The 15,288-nt window shown below is 70.5% G+C and carries 13 protein-coding genes; 8 read left to right on the top strand and 5 right to left on the bottom strand.

The window, feature by feature from the left end:
* Nucleotides 1-43: 43 nt before the first annotated feature.
* The 3 genes from ACFV9T_RS14895 to ACFV9T_RS14905 all read left to right on the top strand — a co-directional run bounded on the left by ACFV9T_RS14895 (nt 44) and on the right by ACFV9T_RS14905 (nt 5,042).
* On the top strand, nt 44-1,540 hold the full coding sequence (locus ACFV9T_RS14895) for an SCO6880 family protein (RefSeq protein WP_385440064.1): 1,497 nt from the start codon (nt 44-46) through the stop codon (nt 1,538-1,540).
* 242 nt (nt 1,541-1,782) lie between these two features.
* Complete coding sequence (locus ACFV9T_RS14900) at nt 1,783-3,219, top strand: ATP/GTP-binding protein (RefSeq protein ID WP_385440200.1); 1,437 nt, start codon at nt 1,783-1,785, stop codon at nt 3,217-3,219.
* Nucleotides 3,216-5,042 carry a TraM recognition domain-containing protein gene (locus tag ACFV9T_RS14905; protein ID WP_385440066.1) on the top strand — a complete coding sequence of 609 codons (1,827 nt, stop codon included), beginning with the start codon at nt 3,216-3,218 and terminating at the stop codon, nt 5,040-5,042. Before ACFV9T_RS14900 ends, ACFV9T_RS14905 begins: the two co-directional genes overlap by 4 nt.
* Nucleotides 5,043-5,068: 26 nt before the next feature.
* Here ACFV9T_RS14905 and ACFV9T_RS14910 read toward each other — a convergent pair whose 3' ends face one another.
* Entirely contained in the window at nt 5,069-6,193 is a 1,125-nt protein-coding gene (locus ACFV9T_RS14910; RefSeq protein WP_385440067.1) for a DUF418 domain-containing protein, read from the bottom strand.
* Between the two features lie 314 nt (nt 6,194-6,507).
* Here ACFV9T_RS14910 and ACFV9T_RS14915 point away from each other — a divergent pair, with 314 nt between their 5' ends.
* Together ACFV9T_RS14915 and ACFV9T_RS14920 are read left to right on the top strand one after the other, a co-directional pair.
* On the top strand, nt 6,508-7,326 hold the full coding sequence (locus tag ACFV9T_RS14915; protein WP_385440069.1) for a hypothetical protein: 819 nt from the start codon (nt 6,508-6,510) through the stop codon (nt 7,324-7,326).
* 84 nt (nt 7,327-7,410) lie between these two features.
* Nucleotides 7,411-8,835, top strand: coding sequence for a hypothetical protein (locus ACFV9T_RS14920; RefSeq protein ID WP_385440070.1), 1,425 nt, complete (start codon nt 7,411-7,413; stop codon nt 8,833-8,835).
* 104 nt (nt 8,836-8,939) lie between these two features.
* On the opposite strand, the gene ACFV9T_RS14925 is transcribed toward ACFV9T_RS14920, so the two are convergent.
* A complete protein-coding gene (locus ACFV9T_RS14925) occupies nt 8,940-10,265 on the bottom strand; it encodes a family 43 glycosylhydrolase (RefSeq protein ID WP_385440073.1) in 1,326 nt (441 codons plus the stop codon).
* 159 nt (nt 10,266-10,424) lie between these two features.
* Between ACFV9T_RS14925 and ACFV9T_RS14930 the strand changes: the two genes are divergently transcribed.
* On the top strand, nt 10,425-10,637 hold the full coding sequence (locus tag ACFV9T_RS14930) for a hypothetical protein (RefSeq protein WP_385440075.1): 213 nt from the start codon (nt 10,425-10,427) through the stop codon (nt 10,635-10,637).
* Nucleotides 10,638-10,685: 48 nt separating this feature from the next.
* A complete protein-coding gene (locus ACFV9T_RS14935) occupies nt 10,686-11,033 on the top strand; it encodes an AQJ64_40280 family protein (protein ID WP_385440078.1) in 348 nt (115 codons plus the stop codon).
* Nucleotides 11,034-11,209: 176 nt separating this feature from the next.
* On the opposite strand, the gene ACFV9T_RS14940 is transcribed toward ACFV9T_RS14935, so the two are convergent.
* Together ACFV9T_RS14940 and ACFV9T_RS14945 are read right to left on the bottom strand one after the other, a co-directional pair.
* Nucleotides 11,210-12,700: an aKG-HExxH-type peptide beta-hydroxylase gene (locus ACFV9T_RS14940; protein ID WP_385440079.1), complete on the bottom strand. Its 1,491-nt coding sequence runs from the start codon at nt 12,698-12,700 to the stop codon at nt 11,210-11,212.
* 143 nt (nt 12,701-12,843) lie between these two features.
* On the bottom strand, nt 12,844-12,978 hold the full coding sequence (locus tag ACFV9T_RS14945; RefSeq protein WP_385440080.1) for a hypothetical protein: 135 nt from the start codon (nt 12,976-12,978) through the stop codon (nt 12,844-12,846).
* Nucleotides 12,979-13,131: 153 nt separating this feature from the next.
* On the opposite strand from ACFV9T_RS14945, the gene ACFV9T_RS14950 reads away from it, so the two are divergent.
* A complete protein-coding gene (locus tag ACFV9T_RS14950; protein ID WP_385440083.1) occupies nt 13,132-14,379 on the top strand; it encodes an MFS transporter in 1,248 nt (415 codons plus the stop codon).
* Between the two features lie 44 nt (nt 14,380-14,423).
* Here the strand turns inward: ACFV9T_RS14950 and ACFV9T_RS14955 are convergent, their stop codons facing one another.
* Nucleotides 14,424-15,218, bottom strand: a complete 795-nt coding sequence (locus ACFV9T_RS14955) for an alpha/beta fold hydrolase (protein ID WP_385440085.1) — start codon at nt 15,216-15,218, stop codon at nt 14,424-14,426.
* Nucleotides 15,219-15,288: the final 70 nt, after the last annotated feature.

Raw genomic sequence — 15,288 nt, forward strand, 5'->3', positions numbered from 1 at the left:
CTGACCGCGCGTTGCACTTCACGGAAAGGAACAGGTAACACCCATGTCCACTGATGCCGTTGTCGCCGATCCCACCTACGGGAACTGGCGCAGGCCCAGGCGGCCCGGCCTCGGGCCGTTCGGCCTTATCGGCACCGTCGGGGTGTTCGGCGGGCTCCTCTTCGACCTGCTCGCATCGCTGATCTCACTGAAGATCACGATTGTGCTGGTCGTCATCCAGGTCATCTTCCTGGTGCCGATGGCCGTGCGGACGCAGGACGGGCGCAACGTCTACCAGATGTTCGCCGTACGCATCGGCTGGTTCCGGCGCAAGGCCAAGGGGTCGGCCACCTATCTCTCCGGGCCGCTGTCCCGGCGGCCGGACGGCAAGTTCCGTCCGCCGGGGCTGCTGAGCCGGGTGAAGGTCATGGAGGGCAGGGACGCCTACGACCAGCCGTTCGGGGTGCTGCACCACCGCGGCCGCAATCTGTACACCATCGTGCTCGGCTGTGAACCCGACGGCGGATCCCTGGTCGACCCCGACCAGATCGACAACTGGGTGGCGTCGTGGGGCCAGTGGCTGGCCCGGCTCTCCAACGAGCCGGGGCTCCGCGGAGCCACCGTGATCGTGGAAACCGCTCCGGACACCGGAACCCGGCTGGCCAGCGAGATTCTGCCGCGCATCAGCCCCGACGCCCCGCCGGCGGCGCGGGCCGTGATGGAAGAGGTGGTGCAGCGGTATCCGGCCGCGTCGTCGGAGATGCACACCTACATCGCGCTGACCTACGGCACCCAGCCCGGTCAGAAGCGCAAGACCGAGGACCTCATCGCCGACCTGGCCATCCGCATCCCCGGTCTGCTGGAGGGAGTGGTGAGCGCGGGTGGCGGGGCCGCCGCCCCCCTGTCGGCCGAGCGCATCGCCGAAGTCGTACGGGTGGCCTACGACCCGGGCGTGGCGGGGGATGTCCTCGAGGCCCGTGCCGTCCACGGCGGCACCGGCCTCGAGTGGGAGGACGCGGGACCCGCGGCGACGGTCGAGAAGGTCAACGCGTACCAGCACGACTCGGCGGTGTCGCGGACCTGGATGCTGACCCTCGCACCGCGCGGATCGGTGCGCTCGCAGGTGCTGCGCGGCCTGCTGGAGGACGCGCCGGGCACCCGCCGCAAGCGGGTGGCGCTGCTGTACCGGCCCATTGACCCGGCGACCTCGGCGCGCATCGTCGAGGCCGACCGCCGGGCCGCGCAGTTCATGGCCACCTCCAAGCGCGGCATGGTGCAGGCGCGGGCCGCCAACGAGGTGCGGGCCGCCGAGCAGACCGCGGTGGAGGAGGCCACCGGCGCCGGCCTGGTGGAGTTCTCGCTGATGGTCACGGTGACGGTCGACTCCGACTCCGAGCTGGAAGACGCGAACGTGATGGTGCGCAATCTGCTGGCCGGGGCGCGGCTGCTGATGCGCCCGGCCGACCGGATGCAGGCGGCGGCGTTCAGCTGCACCCTGCCCGTCGGAATCCTGCCGTGGGAGCACACGCTGGTGCCGCGCGAACTGAAGGAAGCGCTGTGAAGACGAAGGCCGCACACGAGGAGAGCAAGCTCGCGCCCCAGGAAGGGGACGACGCCCCGATCAGATACAAGGACGAGGGCCCGGACTGGAAGCCCGCCAAGGCCGCGAAGCAGAACAAGAAGCAGCAGGCCAGGAAAGAGCAGGCCGCGAAGAGGCCCGCCGCGACCAGGGAGGCGATGCCGCCCGCTCGCGGCTGGCACGGCCCCGGCGGTGGCCAGGTCGCCCACATGGACCCGCCGTCGATGTGGCGGGCCACCACCGTGCAGGCCTGTGGGCTGTGGCCGTTCGCGGCCGGCTCGGGCGCCCCCATGACGGGCGTACCGCTCGGCCAGCACCTCTACACGGGGGCCACCGTCTGCGGCGACCCCCTGTCCTGGTTCACCCGCGCCCACTACATCTCCAACCCGTCGCTGTTCATGCTCGGCATGCCGGGCCTGGGCAAGTCCACGCTCGTCAACCGCATGCTCATCGGCCTGGCCGCCACCGGAGTGGTGCCCTTGGTCCTCGGCGACCTCAAGCCCGACTACGCCGACACCGTGCGCGCCCTGGGCGGACAGGTCATCTCCATCGGCCGTGGGGTGGGCGGCATCAACGTCCTCGACCCCGGCGCCATGGGCGCCGCCGCCCAGCGCATCGGCGGGGACGCGGGGCGGGTGCTGGCCGCCGAGACCCACGGCCGCGTGCTCAACATGGTCGCCGCGCTCATCACCATCGTGCGCGATCGCGCCATGGACGACCATGAGCAGTCCGTGCTGTCCGCGGCCCTCCACCACTTGCGGGAACGCACGCCGCCGGACCGTGCGCCGCTGCTGCCCGACCTGGTGCGGGTCATCGTCGAAGGACCGGACCGGGTGCGGGCGGTGACCCTGGACCGGGGGGAGGAGACCCGGTACCGCGATGCCGTCGACCCGCTGCACCGCTCCCTGCTCGGCATCCTGGACGGGCCGCTGGGCGACACCTTCGCCGCCGAGACCTCCACCCGCATCAACCTGAACGCGCCCGCCGTGTGCGTGGACATCTCCCGGATCGGCGAGGCCGACACCCAGCTCACCGCGGCGGCCATGCTGGCCGCCTGGTCCGACGGACTGGGCACGGTGGCCGCCTCGCACGCCCTGGCGGACGCCGGTCTCGCGCCCCGGCGCTGGTTCTTCACCGTGCTCGACGAGCTGTGGCGGCCGCTGCGCTCGGCCTCCGGCATCGTCGACCGCATCGACGCCCTGACCCGCCTCAACCGAACCCTCGGCCTGGGCGATGCCAAGATCACGCACACCCTGAAGGACGCCGAGGCGCTGGGCAGCGACGCCGACCGGGTCAAGGCGCGCGGCTTCGTCGAACGCGCCGGCATGGTGGTGTGCGCGGGACTGCCGCGCCAGGAGATGGAGGACCTCGGTCAGGTCGTCGGCCTGTCCGAACGGGAGATCTCCCTGGTCTCGTCCTGGTCGTCACCGCCGGGCTGGGCCGCGCACGGCGAGCGTGAGGAACCGCCCGGGCGGGGCCGATTCCTGATCAAGGTCGGTGGCCGTCCCGGTATCCCGATCCAGGTCGCCATCACCGACACCGAGCGGCATCTGCACGACACCAACAAGCGGTGGGCGGCGAACAAGCCGATCGCCGACGGCACATCGCTCCGCGTCCCCGACCTCTCGAAATCAGCGGCGGAAAGCAGGTGGGTCCGATGACGGGCGGCGCGGCCAAAGGGGGGATGTACGGCAGCGACCAAATCGCGTGGGCGATCACGGCGGTGGCCGGCGCGTGCCTGGTGGTCTTCGGGGGGATCTGGCTGGGCGGAACGACGGGCGCCGCGCTGTCCGGCGCGGGCTGGGCCCCTCCGCCCTTCTCCCTCGCCACGTTCGCCACCCTGATGTCGGACGGTCCGGCAACGCTGTGGCCGGCGGCGTCACCAGCCGCCGTGGTGGCCGGGATCGTCGGGTTCTTCGTCACCCTCCTCGGGATCTGCTTCCTGGTCGTGCGCAAGGTGATGCGCTTCGTTTCCCGGCCCAAAGGACTGGCCGGGCGCCGTGAGCTGGCGGGCCTGGCTCCGGCCGGCATCACGGCGCGCGCCCGCGAACTGCGCCCCACGCTCAAAGGCCGGGCGCAACTCCACCCCGATGAGACGGGCAATCTCCTGGGCAACCTGGAGCCGAACGGCCCCGAACTGCGGTCCTCGTTCGAGGACGTGGAACTCGACCTGATGGCTCCGCGTGCCGGCAAGTCCACCGGTATCGCCGTACCCCGTGTGCTGCGGGCGCAGGGGTCGGTGCTGCTGACCTCCAACAAGTCCGATGTGTACGCCGTCACCCGGGCCGAACGCGAGAAGTCCGGCCGGGTGTGGACGTTCGACCCCCAGGGCATCGCCCATACCCCGCGCGCCATGTGGTGGGACATCCTCTCCGACTGTCACACCATCGAGGGCGCCCGCCGACTGGCCGGGCACTTCGTAGCATCGGTCAACGATGACCAGTCCAAGAAGGACTTCTGGATCTCCGCGGCCCAGAACACCATCACCGCGCTCTTCCTCGCCGCCGCCCGGGGCAAGGCATCTGTGACCGACCTGCTGGGCTGGCTGGCCGACCCCGCCGACCGCACCCCCGTCGACCTGTTGCGGGACGTCGACATGCTCGCCATGGCCGAACAGTTGCAGGGCACGGTCCGCGGCGCCGTCGAGACCCGCGACGGCATCTACGAGACCGCGCGGCAGTGCGTGGCCTGTCTGCTCGACCCCGAGATCGTGGCCTGGGTGATGCCCGATCCCCACCTTCCGCAGTTCAAGCCGCATGAGCACGCGGTGAGCACGGACACGCTCTACCTGCTGTCCAAGGACGGCGGTGGCTCCGCCGCGGGCGTGATCGCGGGCCTCGCCGACGCGACGATGCGCGCGGGCGTCCTGGCCGCCGAACGCATGGGCGGCCGCCTGGATCCTCCGATGACGGCCGTCCTCGACGAAGCCGCCAACGTGTGCCGCATCTCCGACCTGCCCGACCTGTACAGCCACTTCGGCTCGCGCGGCATCAACGTCGTGACGCTGCTGCAGAGTTACCGCCAGGGCAGCCGGGTGTGGGGCGAGGCGGGCATGGACGCGATGTGGAGCGCGGCCACGATCAAGCTGCTGGGCGCGGGTCTGGACGACGCGGATTTCGTGGAGAAGATCTCCAAACTCGTCGGCCAGGCCGACGTACGCACCCCGTCGATCTCCAAGAGCAAGGACGGGACCTCCCGCTCGTACTCCTACCGCCTGGACCCGGTGCTGCCCGCGGACCGCATCCGCGCCCTGCCCAAGGGCACCGCCCTGCTGTTGGCCACCGGCGTGCGGCCTGCACTGATCCGGCTGCGCCCCTGGTACAAGGAGCCCAACGCGGCCGTCATCTCGGCGGCGGCCAAGGCCGAGACGGACGCCATCACCGAGCGGGCCGCCCGCTCGTGGTCCGGCCATGCGGTCGTCGACGCGGTTGGCGACGCGAAGAGCAGGTGGGAGCGGCAGGGAGCGCCGCTGCGGAAACCGTAGGCCTGAAGAGGTGGCGCCCGGCGGCCTCATGGCCTGCGTGCCAACGTCGCCGTGCGCAACAGCCACTCGGCCGGGCCGTAGCGAACGTGGCGCAACAGGACGCGGCTGACAGCCAGTTGCGCCACGTACAGGAAAAGGCACCCGGCCAATACCGCTGTCGTCCCGTACCGGCCGTACCAGGCCAGGCCGTATCCGGTGAAGACCAGGGCCATCACCAGGGACTGGCCGAGGTAGTTGGTCAGGGCCATCCGGCCAGCCGGGGCCAGGGCGCGGCCCACCCGGCGTCCGGGCCCGGTGCGCAGCAGGAGCAGCAGGCCGCAGACGTACACCGCGGACAGGAGCGGGGCGGTGAGGACGCCGATGGCCGAACCGACGTCGTACCAGCGCGCGTCCAGCGGCCCGTTGCGGCAGATCGCCATGAAGACGCCTCCGGCCAGGCCGATCGGCAGGCACCACAGAACGATCCGCCGCATCTGGGCGCGGTACCTGCCGCTGTCGGCGAGCAGGTGACGCCGGCCCGCGACGAGTCCGGCCAGGAAGGCGGCCAGCATGTCGGCGCCGTAGACGATGTTCCAGCCCAGCATGGTGCGCAGCGACCGCAGATGGGTTTCGACGACCGAGCCGGGACCGCCCCGGTAGGCCGCCACATTCGTCTCCACCGCGGAGGCGATGTCCTGCGGACGCAGCGGCTCCCCGAACGAGACCGTAACGGCGCCCCAGGCCAGCAGGCACACCGAGGTACCGACGACGAGCCAGGCCGCGGCCCGCAGCAGGGTGCGCGCCGGGGTGTCCCGCAGCGCGAACAGTACGAGGCTCAGCACCGCGTAAACCGTCAGGACGTCACCCGAGAACAGCAGCACGCCGTGGGCCAGCCCGAGTAGGAACAGACAGATCAGGCGGCGCAGATGCCGGGGTGCGAAGGGCTCGCCCGCGCGCTCGGCCGAGGCTCGCTGCAGGGCGAAGCTGTACCCGAACAAGAACGAGAACAGCAGATAGAACTTGGCGGAGATCAGGGCCGTGACCAGCCACTCGACCACCTGGTCCGGATGTGAGGCGACCAGCACGCCCCCGGGTCGCACCTGTGGCCCGGCCATCATCTGGACGTTGACCAGGAGGATGCCCAGCAGCGCGAACCCGCGCAGCACATCCACCTCCCAGACGCGGGCTCCCGGTGGAACCGGGTGGGGACCGGCAGGTGTTCGCGTAGGAGGAAAAGAGCGCAAGGGAGTCTCCGTGGCCGGTCCGCAAGCCGCCGGGCGCGGCTCTGGAGGCCACGACGAACCACCCGCCGAGGTGGTTCAGTCCGTACCCCCTCGGTTGGGTGCTCTCGGTGCCACGGTTCGTCAGGTTCTCAAAGTCTCCGCAGCGATGGCGGGTCGGTTGAACCATTCCCGCCGCACAGCCGTTTGTGACCCCTGTCGGGGCCCGATGGGCCTCTTGCATTGAGCAAAGGGAAGAGAAGCGGATGAGCGTACGCGGTGTAGCGGTGGCGGGTGCGATGGTTCTCGCGGTCGTCGGTATCACTGGTTGCGGCAAGGGCGACGGCGCCAAGGAGAGCGGTACGGGCAAGGTCTCGGACAAGCGGACGGCAGGCTCGGCCGGTTCCAAGGCGAAGCAGCCGAAGCAGCCGGCGCAGGCGGCCAATGGTGTCGCGCAGCTGACGCCGAAGGAGATCCTGACCAAGGCCGAGGATGCGCTGGAAAAGGCCCCGTCATGGCATCTCGTATCGGAGGGCGGCACGAACAAGATCGACTTCTCCGTGGACGCCCAGGACAACTGCCGGGGATCACGGTCCGACGAAGGCGAGCAGATGGAGTTCATCCAGCAGCGTGACACCATCTACGCCAAGCCCCAGGCCGGGTTCTATCAGGGCCACTTCGAGGACAAGGCCGCGCAGGCTCAGCAGTTCGTGGGTGACCGCTATGTGAAGACCACATCCGGTGATATCGAGTTCGCCGCCATCTTCTGCGTCCGGAACATGCTGAGCGCGTCCCTGCTCTCCGAGGATGCCATCGAGGCCTCGAACATGAACAACAGCGGGGAGACCGACATCAACGGAGTCCGTGCCCTCCGGCTCACCGGCACACTCGCCGGGGCACCGACGACCGTGTACGTCGCCACGGCCGGCGACCCCTACCCGGTGCTGATCGAATCCGAGGAGGAAGGGCAGAAGGTGCGCATGAGCTTCTCCGACTTCGGTAAGCCGCTTCCCACCGACACGCCGCCGATCGAGAACACCGTGGACGCGCGAGAACTCAGGAAGGCGATCGGAATCAGCAGCTGACCGCCGGTCGACCCGCCGCCTCGAGGTCCGGCGGTTGAATCGGAACGGTCGACCACATGGCCGGTGATGACAGGAGGAACGGGCATGAGCCGGGGTGAAGAAGAGGACGAGCCGATCGCAGGAGGCGGCTACGAGATGTCCAAGGAGACGATCGAATCGCCTCCTCCCGACTTCACGGTGACCATTTCCAGCGACGGCTCCGCCGCCATCGACGGTGAACCGGTGTTGGCGGGAGAGGGGGAGGCGGTCGACTCCGCGATCATCGACATCTTGCAGGGGTACGCGCAGGCCCGGGACGCCAGCGTGACGGCTGCCATCTCCGATACCGGAATGGGCTATCGGACATTGGTCGAAGTCGCTCCTGATGGTTCGAGCAGGCTTGTGGAAGAACCTCGTGAAGCGTCGACCGGGCCTGCCGAGGCACCGCCGGTGCCGCCGCCTTCAGCCGGCGATGACCACGATACGTTCGCTGTGGGCATCGATGACCGCGACAGCGATCCCGACGCCGGGAAGTACGCGCTGCCGCAGCCAGCGATGCCGTCCTTCACGCCACCCTCTCTCCGAAGCTCCGATTCGGGCCCGAGCGTGTCCCCGCCTTCGAAGATCGGCCGCAGCAGCACATCACGTCAGTCGGACGACGAGTATGAGCCGCCCGGGCTGTTTCAGAGACCCCTGGTCGTGGGAACGGCGGCGGCCGCTGTGCTGGCTCTCGTCGTCGTTGGCTCGGTGGTGATGTTGACCAGTGGCGGATCCAGCGACGGTGGGGACCGAACGCAAGCCGTGGGTTCGGAGAGCAAGCCGAGTAAGACCGCTTCGGATGGTAAGTCGGCGAAGCCCAAGCCCTCCGCGACGCCGTCCCGTACGCCTAAGCCGTCCAAGACGCCGACGGCTGATACGACTCGCTCGCCGAAACCCAGTGACTCGCCGAAACCCAGTGAGAAGCCGGGCGGACCGAGCGGACCGAGCGGACCGAGCGGACCGAACGGGGGCGCTGATGATGAGGAATCCGAGGGGCCTCGCAGGGAGACCGCCGCCACCGCGGTGAAGCGTCTTTCCGATGAAGACCCTTCCGGGCGGCACATTTGTTATCGCGCGTACGTCGACGGGCAAGGCTGGCAAAAACCTGAATGCGACGGCGCGATGGCCGGTGTGGCCGAGCGTAACCGTCCGATCAAGTCCCTCAATATCGCGGTGTATGGAGTCGACGGCTCGTCAGCGAACGCTTTCATCGAAAAGCCCAATTCCTCTGATGGAAAGGGGGGCTGGGAGCCGCAATGGACTCCGGTGATGGACGATGGCAAGGACAACTACATCGGTACCACGTCGGAAGACGCCCCCAAGATGCTCGGCTTCGCCATCAACGTCGGTACTGGCCAGGTCTGCCAGTCGACCCGACTTCGTGAGTCGGACTGGCGAACCAAGGGTTGCGCGAAGGCGCGCCCCAACCTCATTTTCGGCGGGTCGTTGAAGAACGGCACGTGGCTGGAGGCCGTCAAACTGACCGTGTGATCCGTCGCGGTCTCGCATTGAGGCTTGTGAGGGGGACTGGGACGGTGGCTGACGCCTCGTTCCCAGTCCCCGTCGCATTTCTGGGGGTGCCGTCGTGCGCGGCGTCACCGTAGGGCCCGGCTCCGGCGCTGGACGTACAGGCGGTTGCCCGCCGGGCCCGTCCACTCCACCCGTACGACGCCCGGCACGGCGGCGTCGGCGGTGCGCGATGGGGCGGACCAGTAGCCGGCGGCCGGGTTGCGGAAGAAGGTGGCCCAGAGGCCGCCGTGGTGGTCCGCGAAGAAGTTGTTGTGGCCCGCGCCGACGCCCGCCGTCCAGCGTGGGGAGTACGGGCCCTCGAAGCGGTCCGCGACGGCGACGATCGCGTCGTACTGGTACTGCACACGGCCCGCCCCGGGCGGGTCGTAGGCGTGGCGGGTGGTGCCGTCGGCGTTGACCGAGGTGCGGTTCCAGGCGGCGTGGAGGAGGTGGTACCGGCCCCCGTGCTTGAAGACGTACGCGCCTTCGAGGTACGGCTCGGGGGAGTAGGGCGCCTGCCGGAACCTCGGGAGGTTCGTCGTCGGGACGATGTCCTCCATGTCGTCCCGGAACCTCGCGTACAGGTCGTTGTGCAGCACCAGCCACGCGTCGTCGCCCTCGGCGTAGAGGCTGCCGTCGATGTGGTGGTAGGCGCCGGGCTCGATGAAGTCCGGCCCGCCGGGGGCCAGGTCGCCGAAGGGCTTGTCGAGGTTGCCTTTGACGAGCCGGTACGGGCCCTCGACGCCGCCGTCGCTCACCAGCAGGAACGAGCCGACCTTCCGCGAGTGGTCGCCCATGCACGCGACGAGGTACCACCTGCCCCGGATGTAGTGCACCTCCGGCGCCCAGGCCTGGCCGCGCTTGCCGAACCGGTCGTCGTGCCAGTACTCCTGCCAGGGGGCGACGACCGTGCGGCCGGGCCGGTTCTCGCCGGTGAACTCCGGCGACCACACCTTGCCCCGCTCGGCGCCGGGCCGGATGCCGGTCGTGTCGGCCAGCCGCCACGGCCCCCGCAGCGACCGGGACACCCACACGAAGATGCCGTCGTTCCACGGCCCGGCGGCGGTGAGCCCCGGTGCGCGGGTGGTGCCGGTGGCGACGTACAGCGGACGGCCGCCGACGACGAAGCAGTTGACGTACGTGTCCCGCATCCACACCCGGCCCAGCTCCCGGTCACGGGGGCGCAACTCCAGCGGCAGGACGAAGGAGTTGTCCTCCCGCGGCCACAGATCCAGCCGGGTGTCCGCGTGGCCGTACGGCTCGGGGTCGGGCCAGTTCGACGGATACCGCCCGCCACGCGAGGGCGCCGCCCGCGCGGCGGTGGCGGGCAGCGCCGCCGCCCCCAGGGAACCGGCGGTACCGGTCAGGAAGAACCGCCGGTCGAGGTGTAATCCGTGCTCGGAGCTGGCCATCCGTGCGTCCTCCTCTTCGTCCGTGCGGGACACCGGCGGTGCCCTGCCCGGGAAGCCACGGTAGGGATCCGCTCCGGCGGTGAACAAGACGACCCGCCCGGGGCGCCGTTCAGGGGGAGGAGGCAGGCCATGCCGATGGCCTCGTAGGCGGAGGTGCACGTGGGCTCGCTCAAGGTTGTTCCTATCGCCGGGGCCGGGTCGTGGTCGCCTCGTACGACCTGCTCACGACGCCGTGCCGACGCGCAACGCAGCCGTACCGCCGTCCTCGACGCGGCCATCCAGCTCCTCGGCGGGGACCCCGACGCGGGCATGGCCGCCACCGACGCCACGGACGCCCTCCACTCGGGACTCCTGCGGCTCCTTGCGCCGTAGGGCGAGAATGGTCGTATGACGGAGCGCCGGAGCCGGGGAGGAGCGGTTATGGACGCGGTGGTGCAGTGGGTGGACGCGCGCGAGAGGTTGCCGAGGAGCGGGCTACCCGTGGCGGCGGCGACGTCGGGGCGCTTTCCGCCCGAGCCGGGGCAGGCGGCGGGGGAGGACTTCTGGCTGGTGTTGCCGATGTACTTCACCACCCGTCACATCGCGGAGGACGGCACCGAGTACCGCGATTGTTTTGTCGATTCCGACCGTGTCGTCCGCCTGCCCTACGGCCGCCCCTGCGCCGAACCCGTCACCCACTGGGCTGAGTTGCCCGCGCTGCCGGGCATGGCCACCCACCACGTGCTGGGGGAGGACGCGCGGACCGCCGTCAGGAACGCCATGGGGTGAGACGGCCCAGGACAGGGGTTCCAGAAGACATCGGTGAACACGCGGTCGCAGCGCCGCGCGGCCAGTTCCTCGGAGCGGGGATGCCCTGCGCGATCGCCCTCTCACGGAAGGGACATAACCGGTCCCGCGTCTCAGGAGTCATGGGCGAACCGTAGAGGAGAGGACTGACACAGCGGCTACGCGTCGAGGGTGATGAGCCCGGCGGCCAGGAGGTGGTGGATGCCCTCGCTCACGTGCCGGGTGGCCTCGGGTGAGTCGGCCGGGAGGCCGGCGGCGCGGACGTAGGACGTGTGCAGGGCGGTGAGGTCACGGCCGTCGCACAGGGAGTAGACCGTCCATGAGCGGGAGTTCAGCCAGTGCATTCTGGCCGTGTCGGCGGGGCTGACGACGAGCTGGCCGAGGGTCGGCAGGGCGCAGGCGTCGACGGGGGTGACTCTGCGGGGTGCGGCCCCGGGCGGGAAGCCCGCGGGGTGCGGGGGCGCCGGGCGGGGTGGGGTGGGCGGCTGGGCGGGGGCCTCGGGGTCCACCAGGCGGAACGCGGTGAGGAGCCAGCGGACGAAACGCCGGCCGTGTTCCGTCAGGGCCCGCTCGGGCAGGGACAGTGCGCACTCGGCGAGGTAGCGGGCGCGTTCGGCGCTGGTGCGGTACGTGCCGTGCTGGGCAGCGGGGGTGCCTGGAGTGGGTTCGTCGATGACCTCGGCCGGTGGGGGCGGGCCGAATCGCTCCCGTACAGCTTCGCCCGCCGCGGCCGCCGCGGTCTGGAAGACCAGGAGGTGTACGTAGAAATGGAGGGCGACGAGGACCCGGATGACGGTCCAGGAGCCGATGCGCCAGGGGATCGGGACGCGTTCGGTGGCGTTCGTGGCCACGGAGCCCGTCCGTAGCGCGTCGAAGAGCTTGAGGTGAGCGCCTTCGTGCAGCAGGCTCTCGGCGACGAGCCAGGGGCTCGCGCAGCGTTCGGGCGCGAGCAGCACCGAGGAGGGGAGCGGGTCGCCACCGGACATGGACTGGAGGGGGCCTTCCCGGCTCTCCCGGTGGGTGAATCCGACCATGGTGATGTGCCGGAGCACACCGGCTCCCGCCGCGGGCATGAGCGTGGCGAGGAGTTCCGCGCCGTCCCGAAGCGCGGCGCACAGGTCGTCCGTCGGGTGGACCGGACGCGGTGCCCCGCTTGCGCCGAGCGCGCCGCGGTACAGCTCCATGAGGCGCTCGGCCAGCAGCTCCTCCGGGCCGCCGTGGGGTTTCGGCTCGGTGAGGACCCACGCGTCCCCGAGACCTGGCCAGGCGCGCCGGTGGGGGTGGGTGAGGGCTTCGCAGGGGCCCGTGGGGGAGTCGTTCACTGGTGGGGAAGGCACGTACCTGGCGAGCGAGCTGCGTTCGAGTGAGCCGTTTTCCAGGCGCGCGATGTCGACTTCGAAGCAGTTGCGCAACACCGGGTCGAAAAGCAGCGGATGGAGGCGCCCTTCCGGGGCCGCGGCAGTCGAGCGCAGCACATCGGCGCAGATGTCGTCCTGCCGCGCCAGCATGGTCAGCCCCACGCGGAACCGGGCCATGTTGCGCTGGTAGATGGCGGCGGAGTCGCCGAACTGCCGGTCGACGCAGAGGATCGTGTCGGCCCGGGACGCCACGTCAAGGGCGGTGGAGCCGAAGGCTGTTGACTCGGACAAGCGACATACCGTCCTTCGGGGGCAGGCGGCGGCGGTCAGGCGGCGGTCAGGCAGCGGTCAGATGGCGAGCCTTCAGCACTCGGCCGGGCCACCCCGTCGCCTCATCCTCCGCGCGTCGGTGTGCCCCGGCCCGCCGTGCGTGGTCAGGTGGTCAGGGCCGCCTGGTAAGAGGGAAGCCAGGCGCGCTCCGCCGCCGAGTCGACGGCGACGTCCGGGGCCTCGTCCTCGAGGTACATCTCCGGAGCCAGTTCAGGTGTGTCGATCTGGTCGATCAGCATGTCCTGTCCCTTTCGGTCGCTGGACGAAGGTGATGAGCAGATGGCTTTGGCGCTTTTCCGGGACGACGAGAAGGCACTCATCTAACCGGAGCGGTTGTCACCTGTCGAGATGGCACGGTGGACGGAACGCCGAACAGCCAGCACGATCCTCCCGTGACAACTCCCCCCGCTCCGGAGCAGGGCGCCACATACCGGGAAGTGCTGGCGAACCCCCGCTTCCGTCTCCTCTTCCTGACCAGAACACTGACGATCACGGCAGATTCGCTGCGGATCATGACCTTGTCGGTGCTGGTCTTCGGGACGACCGGCTCGCCACTTCTGGGTGCTTTGGCGTTCGGTATCGGCTTCTTGCCGCAGCTTCTCGGCTCGTTCTTCCTCGGCTCGCTCGCCGACCGATTACGCCCGCGTCGACTCATCATCGCGGGCTACGGCTTCGAATGTGCGGCCGCCGCCACCATGGGGCTGACGCACCTGCCGGTGACGGCGATCCTGCTCCTCATCGCGGCCGTTGCCTGCCTAACGCCGGTCTTCGGCGGGGTGTCGAACCGGCTCGTGGCCGAGACGCTCAGCGGTGACGCCTATGTTCTCGGGCGTTCGATGTACAACATGTCCGCGTCCGCGGCGCAGTTGCTCGGCCTGGCGGGCGGTGGCATCGCGGTCGCGCTGCTGGGGCCGCGCCACGCGCTGCTGGTCAGTGCGGGGGGCTACGCCGTCGCCGCCGTCGCCATCCGCCTCCGCCTGCCCGATCTGCCCGCGCCCAATCCGCCCGCGCCCGAGCAGGCAGCGGCACCGGGCGGGGCACGGAAGGACTCCGACTCGGTGATGCGGCACAGCTGGTCCCGCGCCACGCGGCTGTTCGCGGACCGGAGGGTGCGGAGGCTGCTGATCGCCCAGTGGCTGCCGCCCGCGTTCGTCGCCGGGGCCGAAAGCCTCATCGTCCCCTTCGCGGGCAGCCGGGACCTGCCCGCGGGCGCCTCCGGACCCCTGCTCGCGTGTCTGCCGATGGGCATGCTCGCGGGTGACCTGGCCATCGGCCGCTTCGTCCGCCCCGCCGCGCGGGAACGCTTCGTCGTGGCGCTCGTGGCGGTTCTCGGCCTGCCGCTGGTGGGCTTCGTTCTCGATCCGCCGTACGCGGTCTGCGCGGTGCTCCTGTTGATCAGTGGGACCGGGTTCGCCTACGGGCTCGGACTCCAGCGTGACTTCCTCGACGCACTCCCGGAGGAAAGCCGCGGCCAGGCGTTCGGGCTGCTCACCTCCGGGCTGATGTCCTTCCAGGGGGTGGCACCGGTCGTGCTCGGCGCGGCCGCCGAGTTCACCGACGCGGGCGCGGCGATGGCCATGGCGGGGGTGGCGACGCTGTGCATGGTGCCCTACCTGGTGCGTACGCGGAACGCGACGTAGACGCCGCCCGCGAACACGCCGCCGGGCGGGCGGCCTCGCCGCTCCTACCCGTGGTCCAGCGAGGCCCAGAAGCGGGCGAGGGCGCGGGCGCCACGGGCCGGGGCGTGGGTCATCCACCAGTGGCCCAGCCCGTCGAGGGTTACGACACCGGCCCCGGCCCGGCGGGCGGCGCGGCGGCGCTGCTCGGCGGTGCCGACCGCGTGGTCGTCGGTGGGGAGCAGCGTGAGTCCCGGCCGTAGCGACGCGCGTTCCAGGTCCCGGCCCAGCTCGGCCATCACCGGTTGCGCGGCGGAGCGGTAGAGCGCGAGTACGGCCCGGCCCATCGCCTCGTTCTGGCCCCGGGCCACCTGCTCGGCCACCGCCTCGTGCATCCCCCGCTCGGCGAGCGTCGCGACCCGCTCGCCGAGGGGTGCGCCGAACCGCGCCGTCACCTCGGCTTCCCCGGCGTCCGGTGTCTGCCACCGCTGGGCCAACTCGTGCCAGGTGTAGTCGGGTTCGTAGATGCCGATGGAGTCGCTGACCCAGCTGTGCACGAGGTCCGGGCGGCTCATCACCGCGTTCAGGACGTGGCCGCCGCCCCAGTCGTGCCCCACCAGGTGGACGGGTTCGGCGAAGCGGGTCAGCTCGCCGATCAGCCAGTCGCGGTAGTCGTTGACGGTCGCGCCGAACCCGGCCGGTAGCGGTGCGCCGAACCCGGGCGGGGACAGGCACACCAGGCGCGGGCGTGGCACACCGGCGCGCTCCAGTTCGGGGAGCAGCCGGTCCCAGACCGCCGCCGTCTCGGGGTTGCCATGCACGAAGACAACGGGTGCGAAGACAACGGGTGCGGGGTCACTCAACGGGAGCCTCCTGGTCGGCGCGTGGATGCCGTGATCCTTGCCTACTTGTTGGTCGGCTGACAAGTTTGTT

This window comes from Streptomyces sp. NPDC059850, assembly GCF_042731515.1.
In the GTDB taxonomy this organism is placed as follows: Bacteria; Actinomycetota; Actinomycetes; order Streptomycetales; family Streptomycetaceae; genus Streptomyces.